The organism is Citrobacter sp. Colony219 (genome assembly GCF_019382635.1).
Classification (GTDB): domain Bacteria; phylum Pseudomonadota; class Gammaproteobacteria; order Enterobacterales; family Enterobacteriaceae; genus Citrobacter; species Citrobacter youngae.
Window position 1 is genome coordinate 243,854 of record NZ_CP080033.1, and the last position, 15,440, is coordinate 259,293.

The window sequence follows — 15,440 nt, forward strand, 5'->3', positions numbered from 1 at the left end:
CATTCCTTACACATAACGCTGAGGCAAAGAGACGCTGACCCGCGTACCGTGCGTACAGGATATCGAAAGCTTACCGCCGAGGGCCGTAATGCGCTCACGCATCCCGGTGAGGCCAAATCCCTGCTTATTCGAACCCGGCGGCAGGCCGCTGCCATCGTCCTCAATCACCAGCATCAACCGCTCATCCTGTAACCAGCCCTGGAGCGTCACCGCGCTGGCATTAGCATGCTTAACAATATTGTTCAGTCCCTCCTGGCAGACGCGAAACAGCGTCACCCGCTGGCTTTCACTGAGTGCAGATTCGTCAATTCGCCAGTCGAGATGGCTGACGATACCGCGACTTTCCAGCTCCATTTCCCGCATCAACGAACGGATAGCCTGCTCCAGCGTTAAATCATCTAACTGGCGCGGTCGCAGGCGGCCTAACAGGCGACGCACCGAATCGTACACGCCGAGAGAAAGTTGTTCGATGTGTGCCCCGCTACGCTTCACCCCTGCGTTTTCCGGCGCCAGGCGCTGGACAATACCCGCCTGGGTACGAATGGCGGTGATGGTCTGGCCGATATCATCGTGCAGTTCACGCGCCACGTCGCGGCGCACGCTTTCTTCGGTTTCCAACAAACGCTCGGCCAGCCGATGATTACGTGCCAGCTCGTTTTGCAGCGACTGGTTGAGTTCACGCAGGCGCTGAATACCCGCGCCGAGCAGCAACCCGGTCAGGCTCTGCGCCAGCAAGGAGAGCAGCAAGTCGACGGGATGGTCGTGCCAGGTCTGGCTGGCAATCAGCGCGATGGCATTCATTAGCGTTGCGATCAGCGCCCCCTGCCAGCCATAGTGCCAGGCAAGTGCAATAATCGGTAGCGCGAGGCAAAACGGCGTAAAGCGCGACAATTCATTCGGCAGACCCAACTGCAACCACAGGCTGACACTGAACAACAGCAGGTACCAGACCAGATGTCGTCCGCGCCAGTTCACAGGTTGAGAAACCACCGCCGGTCCCAGCGGCAGCCAGGTGGTGCTGGTCAGATAGTGCCAGAATACCAGGCAGATCGGCGCCAGCGTCAGCCCACCGGTGAGCGTCAGCAGCAGCACGGTCCACGCCTCTTCACCTTGCCCAAGCCATGGTAGCGATTGCAACAGTGCCGCTGCGGTCAGCGCTGCCCCCTGTAATAACAATGTGCGCCAGTCACGCTGATGGCGGAAACGTGAGGTCAGTGCGACGGGAAGTAAGGTGAGAAAGCTACCGATCACCAAAAGCGGCAGATGGGACAGCGCCACTTCCTGCGCCAGCCAGAACAGAAGCAGCCATTCCGCACCCAACAGTACCGGCCAGTAGCCGCGCGGACATTGCAGCATTAAGCCCAGGCGCAGGCCGAATGGAAACAGCAGCACTGCCAGCTCCGGGCGTTCAACCAGATGCAGGCTGATGCTCCACAGGCAAAACCATGCGGCAGAGAAGATAAAAAAGCAGGCAACAATGGTGACTAACCGGGAAAAGAACGTGTTCATTGCCAGCCGTCAAACATCCGCCGAGCCAGTTCAACATCGTTGCTTACGCCCAACTTTTCCATCAGGTTGGCGCGGTGCACGTGTACCGTTTTTGGTGACAAGCCCAGTTCAGCCGCAATCTCTTTGACTGCCATCCCTTGCGCCAGTTTTTCTGCCACCTGACGTTCACGTTTGGTGAGCGGGTCCTGACGCCCGGCCGCCAGTTTGACGGCGATGTCCGGCGTCAGGTAACAGCCGCCGGTCGCCACGGTATGCACCGCTGCGATCAGCTCATCCGGGCTACAGCGTTTAGAAAGGAAACCACGCGCGCCCGCGTTGAGCGCCTGCTCCACCAGCGCCGGGCTGTCGTGGACGGAGAGCATGATAATCGCCATTCCTTTTGGCAACTGGCTTAACAGTTCAAGACCGGAGATATCTGGCATCGAGATATCACAGATACAGACCTGCACGCCGCGCCCCGGTAATCCCGCCAGCGCCTCACTGCCTGAGCCAAACTCAGCCACCACCTGCAAATCAGGTTCCAGCCCCAGCAGTTGGGCAAAGCCGGAGCGGACGATAAGGTGGTCGTCAATAAGGGCAACGGTAATCATGGGTTCATCCTGGCGCTAAGACATGCCTGATGGCGCTGCGCTTATCAGGCCTACGGGCAGGTGCCGTTGTAGGCCGGATAAGGCATTAATACCGCCATCCTGCAAAAGCGCTTACCTTAACGATAAGTGCTTTGGTGTTCAAGCCTTGAGCGAATCACTCAAAGAACACGGTGATTTTGTTAAACATCGACGGATCGGACTGATTGCGGGCCACTTTCACCACATCTTCCAGTTTGTCGATCTGGCTTATCATCTGCTCCAGACGCTGGTCATCATTCACCAATAGCCAGATACGGCTCTTATCACTGTCCTGAATCGGTAGACAGAGGATACCTTCCACGTTGAACGCACGGCGGGCAAACAGCCCACAAACGTGGGTCATTACACCCGGGTGGTTGCGTACGGTGAGTTCCAGGATTACGTTGTCATGAGTCTGCTGTTGCATGGCTTATTCCCCCACCATTTCAGTGTTTGCCGCACCCGGCGGTACCATCGGATACACTTTTTCTTCTGCATCAATACGTACGTGGATCAGCGCGGGTCCTGGACGATTGATTATCTCCTGCAGCGCCGCCTGTGGGTCCGCTTCGTTATTCAGATCACAGGTTTCGAGACCAAAACCAGCGGCAATCTGCATAAAGTTAATCATCCCCGGATAGGTCGCAGCAAACACGCCTTGCTTATAGAACAGGCTCTGCTGCTGATACACCAGACCCAGTGCTTCGTTATTCATCAGGATAATTTTAATATCCAGCTGATTTTCGCTGGCAGTCGCCATTTCCTGAATATTCATCATCAGGCTGCCGTCGCCGGAGAAGCACAACACTTTCTTGTCCGGGTTCGCCAGCGCCGCACCAATCGCCGCAGGCAGGCCAAAGCCCATGGTTCCCAGACCGCCGGAGGTCAGCCACTGGCGCGGACGGTTCAGCGGGTAAGCCTGTGCCGCCCACATCTGGTGCTGGCCGACGTCGGTGGTGATAATGGCGCTGTCGTCCACGCAGGCGGCAACGGCGTTAATCAGCCCATAATGGCTGAGCGGATCGCTTTCCTGTGGAATAGTACAAGGGAATTCGCGTTGTAAATCGGCCACCATCTGATGCCACGCGTCCCGCGGTTGTGCCTCAATCAATGGGATCAGCTGTTCCAGCACCTCATCGACATCTGCCTGAATGGCCACGTGCGGCTGTTTGATTTTACCCAGCTCCGCGCGGTCAATATCCACGTGGATGATTTTGGCATTCGGGCAGAACTGTTCGGTTTTACCAATCGCCCGGTCATCAAAACGTGCGCCAAGAACAATCAGTAAATCAGCCTCTTGCAGAATAAAGTTGGTGCTGCGCGCGCCATGCATACCCAACATGCCTAACGACAGCGGATGCGCTTTTGGCAGCATGCCCAGCGCCATCAACGTCATGGTGGTAGGCAGTTTTGCTTTTTCGGCCAGCTCACGAACGCGCTCCGGCGCGTTAATCACGCCGCCGCCGAGGTACAACACCGGGCGTTGTGCCGCATTAATCATGGCGGCAGCATCGCGAACGCTGTCCGCGCTAAAGGTTGGCGCAGGGGCTTTTTCTGCAGGCTCCGGCATCTCTTCAATTTCAAATACGGCTGTTTGAATGTCCTTAGGTATGTCTATCCACACCGGGCCTGGGCGTCCTGACTGCGCAATGCGGAAGGCATCGCTCATGACCTGCGGTAATTCATTGATATGGCGAACCAGATAATTGTGTTTGGTGATGGGGATAGAGATGCCGTAGGTGTCAACTTCCTGGAAAGCGTCGGTGCCGATCATCGAGGCCGGAACCTGACCAGTGATACACACCAACGGGATGGAATCCAGGCGCGCATCGGCAATAGCGGTCACCAGGTTGGTTGCGCCCGGTCCGCTACAGGCCATACAGACGGCGGGTTTACCCTCGGTTCGTGCCATCCCCTGGGCGATAAACCCCGCACCCTGCTCGTGGCGCGCCAGGATATGACGGATTTTCGTGCTTTGGCTCAAGGCGTCGTAGACGGGGAGAATTGAGCCGCCAGGAATACCGGTGACCACTTTAATTCCCTGACGTTCCAGGAAATGAACGATGAATTCTGCGCCCGTAAAACGCGTACGCTTGGATGTTATGCCCGAACTTGCCATGCTCCAGTCCTTTTATTCTGGGCCTTTGCTCCGGGCAGGTCTCTGAAACGAAAAACCCCGCCCGGTTTGCGCCGGCGGGGTTTTGGAATCGTGTGTTGTTCCGGACCCTACGGCGCATTGCCGACGACCACCACCACACGCACGACGACCGCTGCGCGAGATGGCGCAGTTTTTAGTAGGGTCGCAGTCAGCATGGAAGGGTTCATTAGGGGCCTTGTCTGTTTGTTGGTTAACAGGATTTATACAAACACAGGTTTTTCAGCGTGACAATGGAAAATTTTTCATCTGCGCAAAAATGCGCCAAAGATCACGTTTATCTGTACGCAATGTAAAAACAAAAAACCCCGCCGGGGCGAGGTTTTTTTCAGGGTTTGCGGCTGGTAACCGCAGAACACACTGTGTTACGTCAACGCAAGAAGTATACGCGATCGGGAACGAACGCGCAATTTAAGGCACGGATTTTGACGTTTCTGAGTATGGATCGCTTTGCGGATTTTGTCCATAAAATACTGTTCATACATACAGTATTTATCTATACTGTAAATGTTCGCAGTGCGCGAGGGGGCCGCTGTTTTACCGGCGCATCAAAGTCCTGGCTGAAACGGGTGGTGCCGTCAGCGCCTTAACCCCCTAAGTGAGCACACTGTGTTACGTCAACAAAGGTGCTGGCAACAGGCAGCGGCGAGGTACGCCAGCACCGTGCTCCTTGTACCAAAAGGAGAGCGTATGAGCCTCGTGGATATCGCTATTCTTATCCTCAAACTCATTGTTGCAGCACTGCAACTCCTTGATGCCGTTCTGAAATACGTTAAGTAATTCAGATTCAAGTCGCACCTAAGGGGGGCGGGTAACACTCCGCTCCCCTTTCACCTTCTCCCTGGTGCTTGTGTCGTGCCAATGTGTTACGTTTTTATGACATCCTCAGGGAAGAATTCCGCCATGACGCTTTCTGTTTTCTGCATTTTGCTGTTCGCCGCACTGCTGCATGCCAGCTGGAATGCCATCGTAAAAGCGGGAAACGACAAGTTGTACTCGGCTATAAGCGTCAGCGGAACCGCTGCGATTATGGCGCTGATTTGTTTACCCTTTGCGCCGCAACCCTCTGCCGCCAGCCTGCCGTTTTTAGCTGTCTCAACCGCATTACAGGTGGTCTATACCGTCCTGGTCGCTAAAACCTATCAGGTTTCGGATATGAGCCAGACCTATCCTCTGATGCGCGGCACAGCGCCGCTGCTGGTCGCGATTATCAGCGTCCTGTTTCTTGGCGATAGCCTCTCGCTACTCGCCTGGGTGGGGATTGCCACCATCTGTCTGGCTATTCTCGGGATGGCATTTAACGGACGCTGCGGCTCGCAACGTGGGATTATCCTGGCACTCATTAATGCCTGTTTTATCGCCAGTTATACGCTGGTTGATGGCACCGGTGTTCGGCTTTCAGAAACCGCGCTGGGCTACACGCTGTGGACCTTCTTTCTGAACGGCTCCTGCCTTCTGGGTTGGGCGATGATCGCCCGACGCCGGGAAGCGTCACGTTATCTGGTACAGCAGTGGAAAAAAGGTATTCTTGGCGGGATTGGTACGATGGGGTCTTACGGCCTGGCACTGTGGGCGATGACTCAGGCCCCGCTGGCGGTGGTCGCGGCGCTGCGTGAAACATCCATTCTGTTTGGCGCACTGCTCGCGTGGCTGCTGCTGAAAGAAAAGGTTGCCGGAATACGTCTTATCGCAGCCGGAGGTATTGCCGCCGGCGCAGTTTTACTCCGCTTATCATGATGTCGTTGTAAACCCGATGCAATCCGGCAACATTTGTTGCCGGATTTTGTTTACATTTCCTGCCGTCCAGCACATAAACATTCCAGCCCACTATCTGGCCTTCTTTTTCTGTTGTGGTAGATTCCACGCGCATTTACGGGAAAGTGCAGCACCTTATTCTTCTTTTTTCTCTTTTTTAAAAGTAATCAGCGAAATGAAAAGGCATAGAAGCGTCAATTTGTTGTTGATGTTGGTATTACTGGTGGCGGTAGGTCAGATGGCGCAAACCATTTATATCCCCGCGATTGCTGATATGGCGCGTGAACTGAACGTTCGCGAAGGCGCGGTGCAAAGCGTAATGGCTGCCTACCTGCTGACCTACGGCGTGTCGCAACTGGTTTACGGTCCCCTTTCAGACCGCGTAGGGCGCCGCCCGGTGATCCTCGCCGGGATGTCTATTTTTATGCTGGCCACGCTGGTCGCCATTACCACCCATAGCCTGACGGTACTGATTATCGCCAGCGCAATCCAGGGGATGGGAACGGGCGTCGGCGGTGTGATGGCGCGAACCTTACCGCGCGATTTGTACGAAGGCACACAACTGCGCCACGCCAATAGCCTGTTAAACATGGGGATTCTGGTCAGTCCGCTGTTAGCTCCGCTGATTGGCGGCATGCTGGATACAGTGTGGAACTGGCGCGCCTGCTATATTTTCCTGCTGATTCTGTGTGCGGGTGTGACGTTTAGCATGGCGCGCTGGATGCCGGAAACACGGCCTGCGGGTGCGCCGCGTTCACGACTTATTGCCAGCTACAAAACCCTGTTTGGTAATAGCGCTTTCACCTGTTACGTGCTGATGTTGATCGGCGGTCTGGCGGGCGTTGCGGTCTTTGAGGCCTGCTCCGGAGTATTATTGGGCGCACGGCTCGGTCTAAGCAGCATGGTGGTCAGTATCCTGTTTATCCTGCCTATTCCGGCGGCGTTTTTCGGCGCATGGTTCGCCGGTCGCCCGAATAAGCGTTTCTCGACGCTAATGTGGCAGTCGGTGACCTGCTGTCTGGTAGCGGGTTTAATGATGTGGATCCCGGGGCTGTTTGACGTGATGAACGTCTGGACACTGCTGGTTCCTGCCGCGCTGTTTTTCTTCGGTGCCGGAATGTTGTTTCCGCTGGCAACCAGCGGTGCAATGGAGCCTTTCCCGTTCCTGGCAGGCACGGCTGGCGCGCTGGTTGGGGGATTACAGAACATTGGTTCCGGCGTGCTGGCATGGTTTTCTGCCATGCTGCCGCAGACCGGGCAAGCCAGTCTGGGCCTGCTGATGACCCTTATGGGGCTGTTGATTTTTGTTTGCTGGCTTCCGCTGGCATCACGCGTGTCGCATCAGGGACAGGCGGTTTAAGCGTATGATGGCCCGGCTTATCGCCGGGCTTTTCGCATTCTGGCGCGATCATCGTCGTCAGCAACGGCTCCAGCGCCGGACGCCAGGCCCCTTCTTCGCCATCATAGAACTGCATATCCGCATTGATAGCATAGGGGATTTTCGCCTTGCGCAGTTCACATGCCATAAACCGTGCAAATGCAGTTTGCGCGGCAGAAGGCGCGTTTTTGATGGTCTCTCCCGGCGACCAGCCCCCCACCCAACTGAGATGACCCGTTTTCTGTTGCCAGTGAATGGCCGTATTAATACGGGCGCGAATGGCGGCTTTTTCTGCCGCAGTCCCCGACGTCCAGGGATACTTACCGTTATTTTTTAGCGGCCCCCACGGGAAGATATGCCATTCAGCCAGAACGGTATTCTGACTTTGCGGCGGTAATTTCAGATTAGGCAAATCTTCCGGTGCCGCGCGCAGTCGCGGAGCAATGAAAATCATCCGCTGCGGCGAAATGGCGTGGATTGTGCGAATCGTTTTGTCGTACACCCGATTGAGCGAAGTCTGATTGTGATTAAGCTTATCGGCAGGCTCATATATCAGGTCGAAACCCAGCAACGGCGAGCCTTGACCAAAGTAATGCGCCACTGCCACCCACCAGTTAACCACCTCTTTTTCGTTACCGGCGCTGGGGTCTTTTTTATATTCGTCAGCCTGATAGGCAATGATCGGGATCACGCCGTATTGCTCGCAAGCCTCTACCAGCTTGCGCAAATGGATGAGCCTGGCTTCTGTTGGCTCACCAGCCACACGAATACGCACATGAGAGATCCCCTTCGCCTTGAAATCCCGTACCACCAGCGGATCGAACTCGCGGATACCGCGATCGGTGCGAGCCCAGTCTACGTCCATCCCAACGCCAAGCTGCTGCGCATACAGCGCCGCCGTCAGCACAGGGGGCGCGGCATACACGGTGGCGCTGGCTAACAGTAAAAGGGAAACTATCGGCTTTAACACGGTCGTCCTTACGCAAATCATCAGGAGTGATATCACGTATTTAGCATGCTTTTTCACTTTCCGTGTAGAGAGAAAGCGTAAAAAATATTCGCGGCCCGCTTATTTAACCTGCTCCTGCAGCCAGCCAATAAATGCCTCGATTTTTGGCCACTGCCTGCCGGGCAGCGTGGTGATGTAATAGTGTTGATGGCATTTCAGCGCCATATCACCGAAAGGCGCGACCAGTTCCCCGCTGTCGAGACGTTTCTGCACCAGCCGCTTTCGGCCCATCGCCACGCCGATATGGTTCATGGCGGCAATTACCGCTAAATCAGAACGATCAAAGCCGATACCCGATGATGTCGGCAAATTCACGGCAAAATGCTGCGCCCAACTGTGCCATTCATCGGTTCCTGAGTCGTTACTCCATGCCTGTCTGTCATGCAGCAAGGTGCAGTGCGGCAAATTCACCAGCGAACCGGTAAGGTCATGGCGGCGAGCGTAGTCCGGGCTGCATACCGGCAGGATCTCTTCATCCATCAGGAAGTGGTGCGTAAGCTGCGCGGAGGGCGCATCGTCAAAATAGATAGCCAAATCGACCCCGGCACGCTGTAAATTGACGTTGTCGTTGCCGGTCAGGATGGTCAGTGAAATTGACGGGTAGCGACGGGTAAAGTCACCGAGCGCCGGAACCAGCCAGCACTGGGCGATAGAAGGCCGTGAGTAGACGGTAAGCGTCCCGGACAGCTCCTGGTTTTTAATATCGAGGATTTCCTGATTCAGCGTATCCAGCGACGATTTCAGCGCCCAGAACACCCGCTTACCCTCGTGGGTGAGTTCCACTTTACGGTGTGAACGGACAAACAGCTGAATGCCCAGCTCATCTTCCAGCTGATTAATGCGATGGCTGACGGCGCTGGGGCTTAACGACAGCTCATCTGCCGCCAGCGCAAACGACTGATGCCGGGCCGCCACTTCAAAGGTATACAGCTTTGACAGCTGCCAGCCATTGAGCAGCCGGTTTCTGCCCTCGCGTAAGGGATCCAAACTCACCTCCAGTCCTCCTGATTCATGCGCCGGAGTGTAAAAAAGTTCGCTGTAAAAATCAGCACAAAGATGAATCAAGGTGAATCATATCGCATAAATGCAGCGTAATTAGACGTAAATCACTCATTTGATGCAATCTGGCTCATGTGAAAGGAGATTTATATCGTTTGTCAGACGGTGCCTTATTTTTGTCCAATAACCCTATATTAATCACAGGGCAAGGTGAGCTATGCACTCTCAAATCTGGGTTGTGAGCACGCTGCTGATAAGCATCGTGTTAATCGTTTTGACCATCGTGAAGTTCAAATTCCACCCGTTTCTGGCGCTGCTGTTAGCCAGTTTCTTCGTGGGTACGATGATGGGGATGGGGCCGCTGGATATGGTCAATGCCATTGAGAGCGGCATCGGCGGTACGCTGGGCTTCCTCGCGGCGGTTATTGGCCTTGGGACCATTTTGGGCAAAATGATGGAAGTGTCCGGCGCAGCCGAACGCATCGGTCTGACGCTGCAGCGCTGCCGCTGGCTTTCCGCCGACGTCATTATGGTGCTGGTCGGGCTGATTTGCGGGATCACACTGTTCGTTGAAGTGGGCGTGGTGCTGTTGATTCCACTGGCCTTTTCGATTGCTAAAAAAACCAATACCTCATTACTGAAGCTGGCGATTCCGCTGTGTACGGCGCTGATGGCGGTACACTGCGTCGTACCTCCGCATCCGGCCGCCCTGTTCGTGTCGAACAAGCTGGGCGCGGATATTGGCACCGTGATTGTCTACGGCTTACTGGTGGGCTTGATGGCATCGCTAATCGGCGGGCCGTTGTATCTGAAATTCCTCGGCAACCGTCTGCCATTTAAACCGGTACCGGCTGAGTTTTCCGATCTCAAGGTACGCGATGAAAGTACGTTGCCGTCGCTGAGCGCCACGCTGTTTACCGTGCTGCTGCCAATTGGCCTGATGCTGGTCAAAACCGTCGCGGAACTGAACATGGCGAAAGGCGGTACGCTGTATACGCTGCTGGAGTTTATCGGTAACCCGATCACCGCGATGTTTATTGCCGTTTTCGTGGCCTATTACATTCTCGGTCTGCGTCAGCACATTGGTATGGGGGCATTGCTGACCCACACCGAAAACGGTTTTGGCTCGATTGCTAACATTCTGCTGATTATCGGTGCAGGCGGCGCATTCAACGCTATCCTCAAGAGCAGTGGGCTGGCGGATACCCTCGCGCTGATCCTCTCGAATATGCACATGCACCCGATTCTGCTGGCATGGCTGGTCGCACTGATTCTGCATGCGGCGGTAGGCTCAGCTACCGTTGCGATGATGGGCGCGACGGCAATCGTTGCCCCGATGCTACCGCTGTACCCCAACGTTAGCCCGGAGATCATCGCCATTGCCATCGGTTCCGGCGCTATTGGCTGCACGATCGTCACTGATTCCCTGTTCTGGCTGGTGAAGCAGTATTGCGGCGCCACCCTGAATGAAACGTTCAAATACTATACGACCGCGACATTTATCGCGTCCGTTATTGCACTGGCTTGCACATTCCTGCTTTCCTTTATTATCTAAGCGCGAAGAGACTGACTATGGAAAACATTCAAACACTTATCGCCCAGCATCCTTTAGTGGAAGATCTGGTGGCTCTGAAAGAGACAACCTGGTTTAACCCTGGCACCACCTCTCTTGCAGAAGGTTTACCCTATGTTGGCCTGACAGCACACGACGTTGAGGATGCCCACGCGCGTCTGACGCGCTTCGCACCGTATCTGGCGCAGGCCTTCCCGGAAACTGCCGCCACCGGGGGCATTATCGAATCTGAGCTGGCCACCATCCCGGCCATGCAAAAACGGCTGGAAAAAGAGTTCGGGCAGCCTATCCACGGCGAACTGCTGCTGAAAAAAGACAGCCACCTGCCAATTTCTGGCTCAATCAAAGCGCGTGGCGGCATTTATGAAGTCCTGACCCACGCTGAAAAACTGGCGCTGGAAGCCGGTCTGCTGACGACAGAAGATGATTACAGCATTCTGCTTTCGCCTGAATTTAAACAATTTTTCAGCCAGTACAGCATCGCAGTCGGTTCCACCGGCAACCTGGGCATGTCGATTGGCATCATGAGCGCCCGGATCGGCTTTAACGTTACGGTCCATATGTCTGCCGATGCCCGCGCGTGGAAAAAATCCAGGCTGCGCAGCCACGGCGTGACGGTGGTGGAGTACGAAGAAGATTACGGCGTGGCGGTTGAACAAGGTCGTAAGGCGGCGCAGTCCGATCCAAACTGTTTCTTTATCGATGATGAAAATTCCCGCACGCTGTTCCTAGGCTATGCGGTGGCCGGACAGCGTCTGAAGGCGCAGTTTGCGCAGCAGGGGCGCGTGGTGGATGCCGATCATCCGCTGTTTGTCTACCTGCCGTGCGGCGTCGGCGGCGGCCCTGGCGGGGTGGCATTTGGTCTGAAGCTGGCGTTTGGCGATAACGTACACTGCTTTTTCGCAGAACCAACCCACTCCCCGTGCATGCTGCTGGGGATTTACACCGGGCTGCACGATACCATTTCCGTGCAGGATATCGGCATCGATAATCTGACAGCGGCAGATGGGCTGGCAGTCGGTCGCGCCTCGGGCTTTGTTGGCCGGGCGATGGAACGCCTGCTCGACGGACTGTATACGCTGGACGATCAAACGATGTACGACATGCTGGGCTGGTTGGCGCAGGAAGAAGGTATTCGCCTTGAGCCATCGGCGCTGGCGGGCATGGCTGGTCCTCAGCACGTTTGCGCCTCCACGGATTACCAGCAGATGCAAGGATTGAGCGCGGATCAGCTCAATAACGCCACGCACCTGGTGTGGGCGACCGGCGGCGGCATGGTGCCGGAAACCGAGATGGCGCAATACCTGGCGAAAGGGCGCTAACCCCCTCTGATCTCAACGCAGCATCGCCATCAGCTCCATCGGTGAGCGATGCTGTTTAATCAGATCGCGCATGACGCGCATATGGGGTGATGAGTGTTCAAAGAAGGCCTGATATCCCGCACACAGCACATTTTCCCCGTGAGTATCCCCATGCACCGGGCAATCACCACGGTAAAATTGCGATAAGGAACATGACCGACAACGCACGCTCTGCTGTGAGGTCGATTGCCGTTCAATTTGAACCGCCAGACCACACCATCGACGCAGAGTTTTATCAAAAAGCTGAATAGATACCCGATTAATATCTTCACGAACCCAGATATCAAATATCGTATTTAAAAACTGCCCCCACCCTTCTGGTGTGACAGATTCAGCCGTCAGGTTGCCTGCTTCATCGCGCTTAATCAGAGGGATAAACTGTACGAGACGAACATCGCCTTGTCGTAAATCACGGTACAGTTCAATAGGTTGCAAACTCTTCTGGTGATCAATCACCACCTTTAAAATACCCTCACTAACATCCATGTCCTCACATACTGTCATGCAAAATTCCCGATATATACGATAAGTTGGCGAACGTGTGTTACAGCAAACAGTATTGCAAGGGATAACACCGCGAGGGAGATCATAAATTTGTCACGCACCGCACGAGATTCAGAAAAATCGCTATGCGTAACATCCATCAGGTTACGGCTGCGGGTGTAGCGCCAGAGAATAATCGCCACAATTGCCAGCACCGCTATTGAAACCCAGAATAACGCTCCCGCCTGATGCCAGTTATGCTTAATCGCCAGCGCCATCAGTGCGCCATAGCCTAGCAACGTGCGAAACCAGGCCAGCGATGTCCGTTCCGGTTGTAGACCAGGATCGGACTGGCGACGGGCCTTACGACTACCCGGCATACAGCACCAGCGCCATAACAATCACCGCCACAAGCGTCAGCATGACGCTGATAATCAGCAGGCTGTTGGTGTACGGCATGTCCTCTTTCAGACGCATCGCCTTTTCATTTCGCAACCAGCGCAGATAACCGTAGATCGCCAGACCACCCGCAAACAGACACAGCAGCAAGGCAAGTGCCTCACGGATGACTGGCGTAGCAAAGTCCGGGGCCAGTTGATCAAGACCAACGCCCGCCGCCAGAAAACCCAGCGCAGTGCGGATCCACGCCAGAAACGTACGCTCATTTGCCAGTGAGAAGCGGTAATCCGGCGCTTCTCCAAGGCGGGAAATCTTCATGGCGACTCCTTCAATATTGTAGTCTGGTCGTTATACCGGAACAGTGAAAGAGTATGAACCTGATTCGCAAACGAAAGGGAGTGTAATGTGATGAGACAATGGAAAAGAGAGATGTGCTTTGAAATGCCGGATGGCGACTGGCGCCTTATCCGGCCTACAGTGAACGATGTAGGTCGGATAAGCGCAGCGCATCAGGCATTCCTGGATATGCTGACTGGATAGGTCAGTTTTAACCTAATCCCCAGAAGAGCACCGCCAGCAGTTGTGGGGTGATAATCCTCAGGAACATGACCAGCGGATAAACGGTGGCGTAGGAGAGCGCTGCCGCCCCGCTGGTGGCATGCAGGTTGTTCGCAAACGCCAGCGCAGGAGGATCGGTCATTGAGCCGGCCAACATGCCACACAGCGTCAGGTAGTTCATTTTGGTGAGAAGGCGCGCCAGCAGACCGACGGTAATCAGCGGGATTGCGGTGATAAAAATACCGTAGCCCACCCAGCTCAGACCGTCGCCCTGCGTCAGGGTATGAACAAAATCACCGCCTGACTTCAGACCAACCACCGCGAGAAACAGTACGATACCCAACTCTCGCAACGCCAGGTTCGCGCTGGGAGGCATAAACCAGTACAGCTTACCGATACTGCCAATACGCCCCAAAATCAGCGCCATAATCAGTGGTCCACCGGCCAGCCCCAGTTTTAATGCCACCGGGAAACCGGGGATAAACAGCGGGATTGAACCCAACAACACCCCCAGCCCGATCCCAATAAACACCGGCAACATCTGCACCTGCTGCAGTTTTTGCTGTGCGTTACCCACAACATTGGCAACGGCATCAATCGACGAAGGACGCCCCACCAGATTGAGGATATCGCCAAATTGCAGGCTGGCATCGCTGCTGGCGACCAGCTCAACGCCCGCGCGGTTCAGACGGGAAATCACCACGTCGTAACGTTCTTTAAAGTGCAGGTCACGGATCCGCTTGCCAAGCACCTGTTCGTTGGTCACAACGACACGTTCAACACGCAAATCCGTACCCCGCGTTGACAGCGAAGTGTCCACTTCCTGCCCAATCACCACCTTCGCATTATGCAGATCGCCAGGCTGTCCGACCAGGTGAAGCAGATCGCCCATCTGGATAATCGTACCCGGCGACGGCACCATTAACGTTTCATCTCGCTTCAGGCGTGAACAGATGATTTTGTCGCTGTTCAGAATGGGGACATCCTGAATCGCCATATTATTGAGGTTCGGGTTTTCAACACGAATGTTCATCGTCTGAATCAGCGTATGACCGTTGGTCAGCGTTGATTCATGCTGCTGAGCTTCGGACTCAACGTTCACGCGGAAAATGAGGCGCATCAGCCACATTGTGAGCAAAATGCCGCAAATACCGAAAGGATAAGCCATGGCATAGCTCATCCCCATCTGATCGACCACATCCCCCGGCGTACCCAGATCGCGCAGAATTTGCTGCCCGGCACCCAGTGCGGGCGTATTGGTGACCGCGCCGGAGAAGATCCCCAGCACCACAGGCAGCGGAATAGCGAAGATCTTATGCAGAAGCGCGGTAACCAGCCCCCCGATAATCACGATCAGCACTGCAAACAGGTTCAGACGCAGTCCCGAAACACGCAGTGAGGCAAAGAAACCCGGCCCTACCTGGATGCCGATGGTATAGACGAAGAGTATCAGGCCAAATTCCTGAATAAAATGCAACATATCGCCGCTCAGGGTCATCCCTGCCTGATCGACAAAGTGTCCGACGATGATACCGCCGAACAGTACGCCTCCGATGCCAAAACCAACGCCCCGTACTTTAATGTTGCCGATCCATAACCCGACAACCGCCACCAATGCCAGAACGCTGACCGTCAATGCTATATCACTCATTC

At 55.0% G+C, this 15,440-nt stretch carries 16 protein-coding genes; 5 read left to right on the forward strand and 11 right to left on the reverse strand.

What is annotated here, in order from left to right; all coding sequences use genetic code 11:
• Positions 1-6: 6 nt before the first annotated feature.
• The 5 genes from uhpB to ivbL all read right to left on the reverse strand — a co-directional run bounded on the left by uhpB (position 7) and on the right by ivbL (position 4,442).
• Complete coding sequence (gene uhpB, locus JTI85_RS01020) at positions 7-1,509, reverse strand: signal transduction histidine-protein kinase/phosphatase UhpB (RefSeq protein ID WP_219352010.1); 1,503 nt, start codon at positions 1,507-1,509, stop codon at positions 7-9.
• Entirely contained in the window at positions 1,506-2,099 is a 594-nt protein-coding gene (gene uhpA, locus JTI85_RS01025; RefSeq protein WP_003023923.1) for a transcriptional regulator UhpA, read from the reverse strand. Before uhpA ends, uhpB begins: the two co-directional genes overlap by 4 nt.
• Positions 2,100-2,253: 154 nt before the next feature.
• Complete coding sequence (gene ilvN, locus JTI85_RS01030; RefSeq protein WP_003023914.1) at positions 2,254-2,544, reverse strand: acetolactate synthase small subunit; 291 nt, start codon at positions 2,542-2,544, stop codon at positions 2,254-2,256.
• 3 nt (positions 2,545-2,547) lie between these two features.
• A complete protein-coding gene (gene ilvB / locus JTI85_RS01035) occupies positions 2,548-4,236 on the reverse strand; it encodes an acetolactate synthase large subunit (protein WP_048213757.1) in 1,689 nt (562 codons plus the stop codon).
• 107 nt (positions 4,237-4,343) lie between these two features.
• Positions 4,344-4,442, reverse strand: a complete 99-nt coding sequence (ivbL, locus tag JTI85_RS01040) for an ilvB operon leader peptide IvbL (RefSeq protein WP_003827118.1) — start codon at positions 4,440-4,442, stop codon at positions 4,344-4,346.
• A 520-nt stretch (positions 4,443-4,962) separates the two neighbouring features.
• On the opposite strand from ivbL, the gene tisB reads away from it, so the two are divergent.
• From tisB to emrD, 3 genes are all read left to right on the forward strand, one after another.
• A complete protein-coding gene (gene tisB / locus JTI85_RS01045; protein ID WP_003023909.1) occupies positions 4,963-5,052 on the forward strand; it encodes a type I toxin-antitoxin system toxin TisB in 90 nt (29 codons plus the stop codon).
• Between the two features lie 123 nt (positions 5,053-5,175).
• Positions 5,176-6,009, forward strand: a complete 834-nt coding sequence (locus tag JTI85_RS01050) for a DMT family transporter (protein ID WP_219352011.1) — start codon at positions 5,176-5,178, stop codon at positions 6,007-6,009.
• Positions 6,010-6,202: 193 nt separating this feature from the next.
• Complete coding sequence (gene emrD, locus JTI85_RS01055) at positions 6,203-7,387, forward strand: multidrug efflux MFS transporter EmrD (RefSeq protein WP_219352012.1); 1,185 nt, start codon at positions 6,203-6,205, stop codon at positions 7,385-7,387.
• On the opposite strand, the gene JTI85_RS01060 is transcribed toward emrD, so the two are convergent.
• Both JTI85_RS01060 and dsdC read right to left on the reverse strand, forming a co-directional pair.
• Positions 7,314-8,396, reverse strand: a complete 1,083-nt coding sequence (locus JTI85_RS01060; protein ID WP_048213760.1) for a cellulase family glycosylhydrolase — start codon at positions 8,394-8,396, stop codon at positions 7,314-7,316. The two genes, emrD and JTI85_RS01060, sit on opposite strands and share 74 nt — an antisense overlap.
• A 78-nt stretch (positions 8,397-8,474) precedes the next feature.
• On the reverse strand, positions 8,475-9,401 hold the full coding sequence (gene dsdC, locus JTI85_RS01065) for a DNA-binding transcriptional regulator DsdC (RefSeq protein WP_061068784.1): 927 nt from the start codon (positions 9,399-9,401) through the stop codon (positions 8,475-8,477).
• Positions 9,402-9,630: 229 nt separating this feature from the next.
• On the opposite strand from dsdC, the gene dsdX reads away from it, so the two are divergent.
• Both dsdX and dsdA read left to right on the forward strand, forming a co-directional pair.
• Positions 9,631-10,968: a D-serine transporter DsdX gene (gene dsdX, locus JTI85_RS01070; protein ID WP_199963723.1), complete on the forward strand. Its 1,338-nt coding sequence runs from the start codon at positions 9,631-9,633 to the stop codon at positions 10,966-10,968.
• 17 nt (positions 10,969-10,985) lie between these two features.
• Positions 10,986-12,308 carry a D-serine ammonia-lyase gene (dsdA, locus tag JTI85_RS01075; protein ID WP_219352013.1) on the forward strand — a complete coding sequence of 441 codons (1,323 nt, stop codon included), beginning with the start codon at positions 10,986-10,988 and terminating at the stop codon, positions 12,306-12,308.
• Positions 12,309-12,320: 12 nt separating this feature from the next.
• Here dsdA and JTI85_RS01080 read toward each other — a convergent pair whose 3' ends face one another.
• The 4 genes from JTI85_RS01080 to JTI85_RS01095 form a co-directional block, all read right to left on the reverse strand.
• Entirely contained in the window at positions 12,321-12,851 is a 531-nt protein-coding gene (locus JTI85_RS01080) for a radical SAM protein (protein WP_048213763.1), read from the reverse strand.
• The gene (locus JTI85_RS01085; RefSeq protein ID WP_048213764.1) at positions 12,848-13,210 is read right to left on the reverse strand and encodes a DUF202 domain-containing protein; all 363 of its coding nucleotides are present in this window, start codon (positions 13,208-13,210) and stop codon (positions 12,848-12,850) included. The genes JTI85_RS01080 and JTI85_RS01085 overlap by 4 nt, the downstream gene beginning before the upstream one ends.
• Complete coding sequence (locus JTI85_RS01090) at positions 13,200-13,547, reverse strand: YidH family protein (RefSeq protein ID WP_005121491.1); 348 nt, start codon at positions 13,545-13,547, stop codon at positions 13,200-13,202. Before JTI85_RS01090 ends, JTI85_RS01085 begins: the two co-directional genes overlap by 11 nt.
• Before the next feature lie 229 nt (positions 13,548-13,776).
• The gene (locus JTI85_RS01095; RefSeq protein ID WP_048213765.1) at positions 13,777-15,438 is read right to left on the reverse strand and encodes a putative transporter; all 1,662 of its coding nucleotides are present in this window, start codon (positions 15,436-15,438) and stop codon (positions 13,777-13,779) included.
• Positions 15,439-15,440 lie beyond the last annotated feature (2 nt).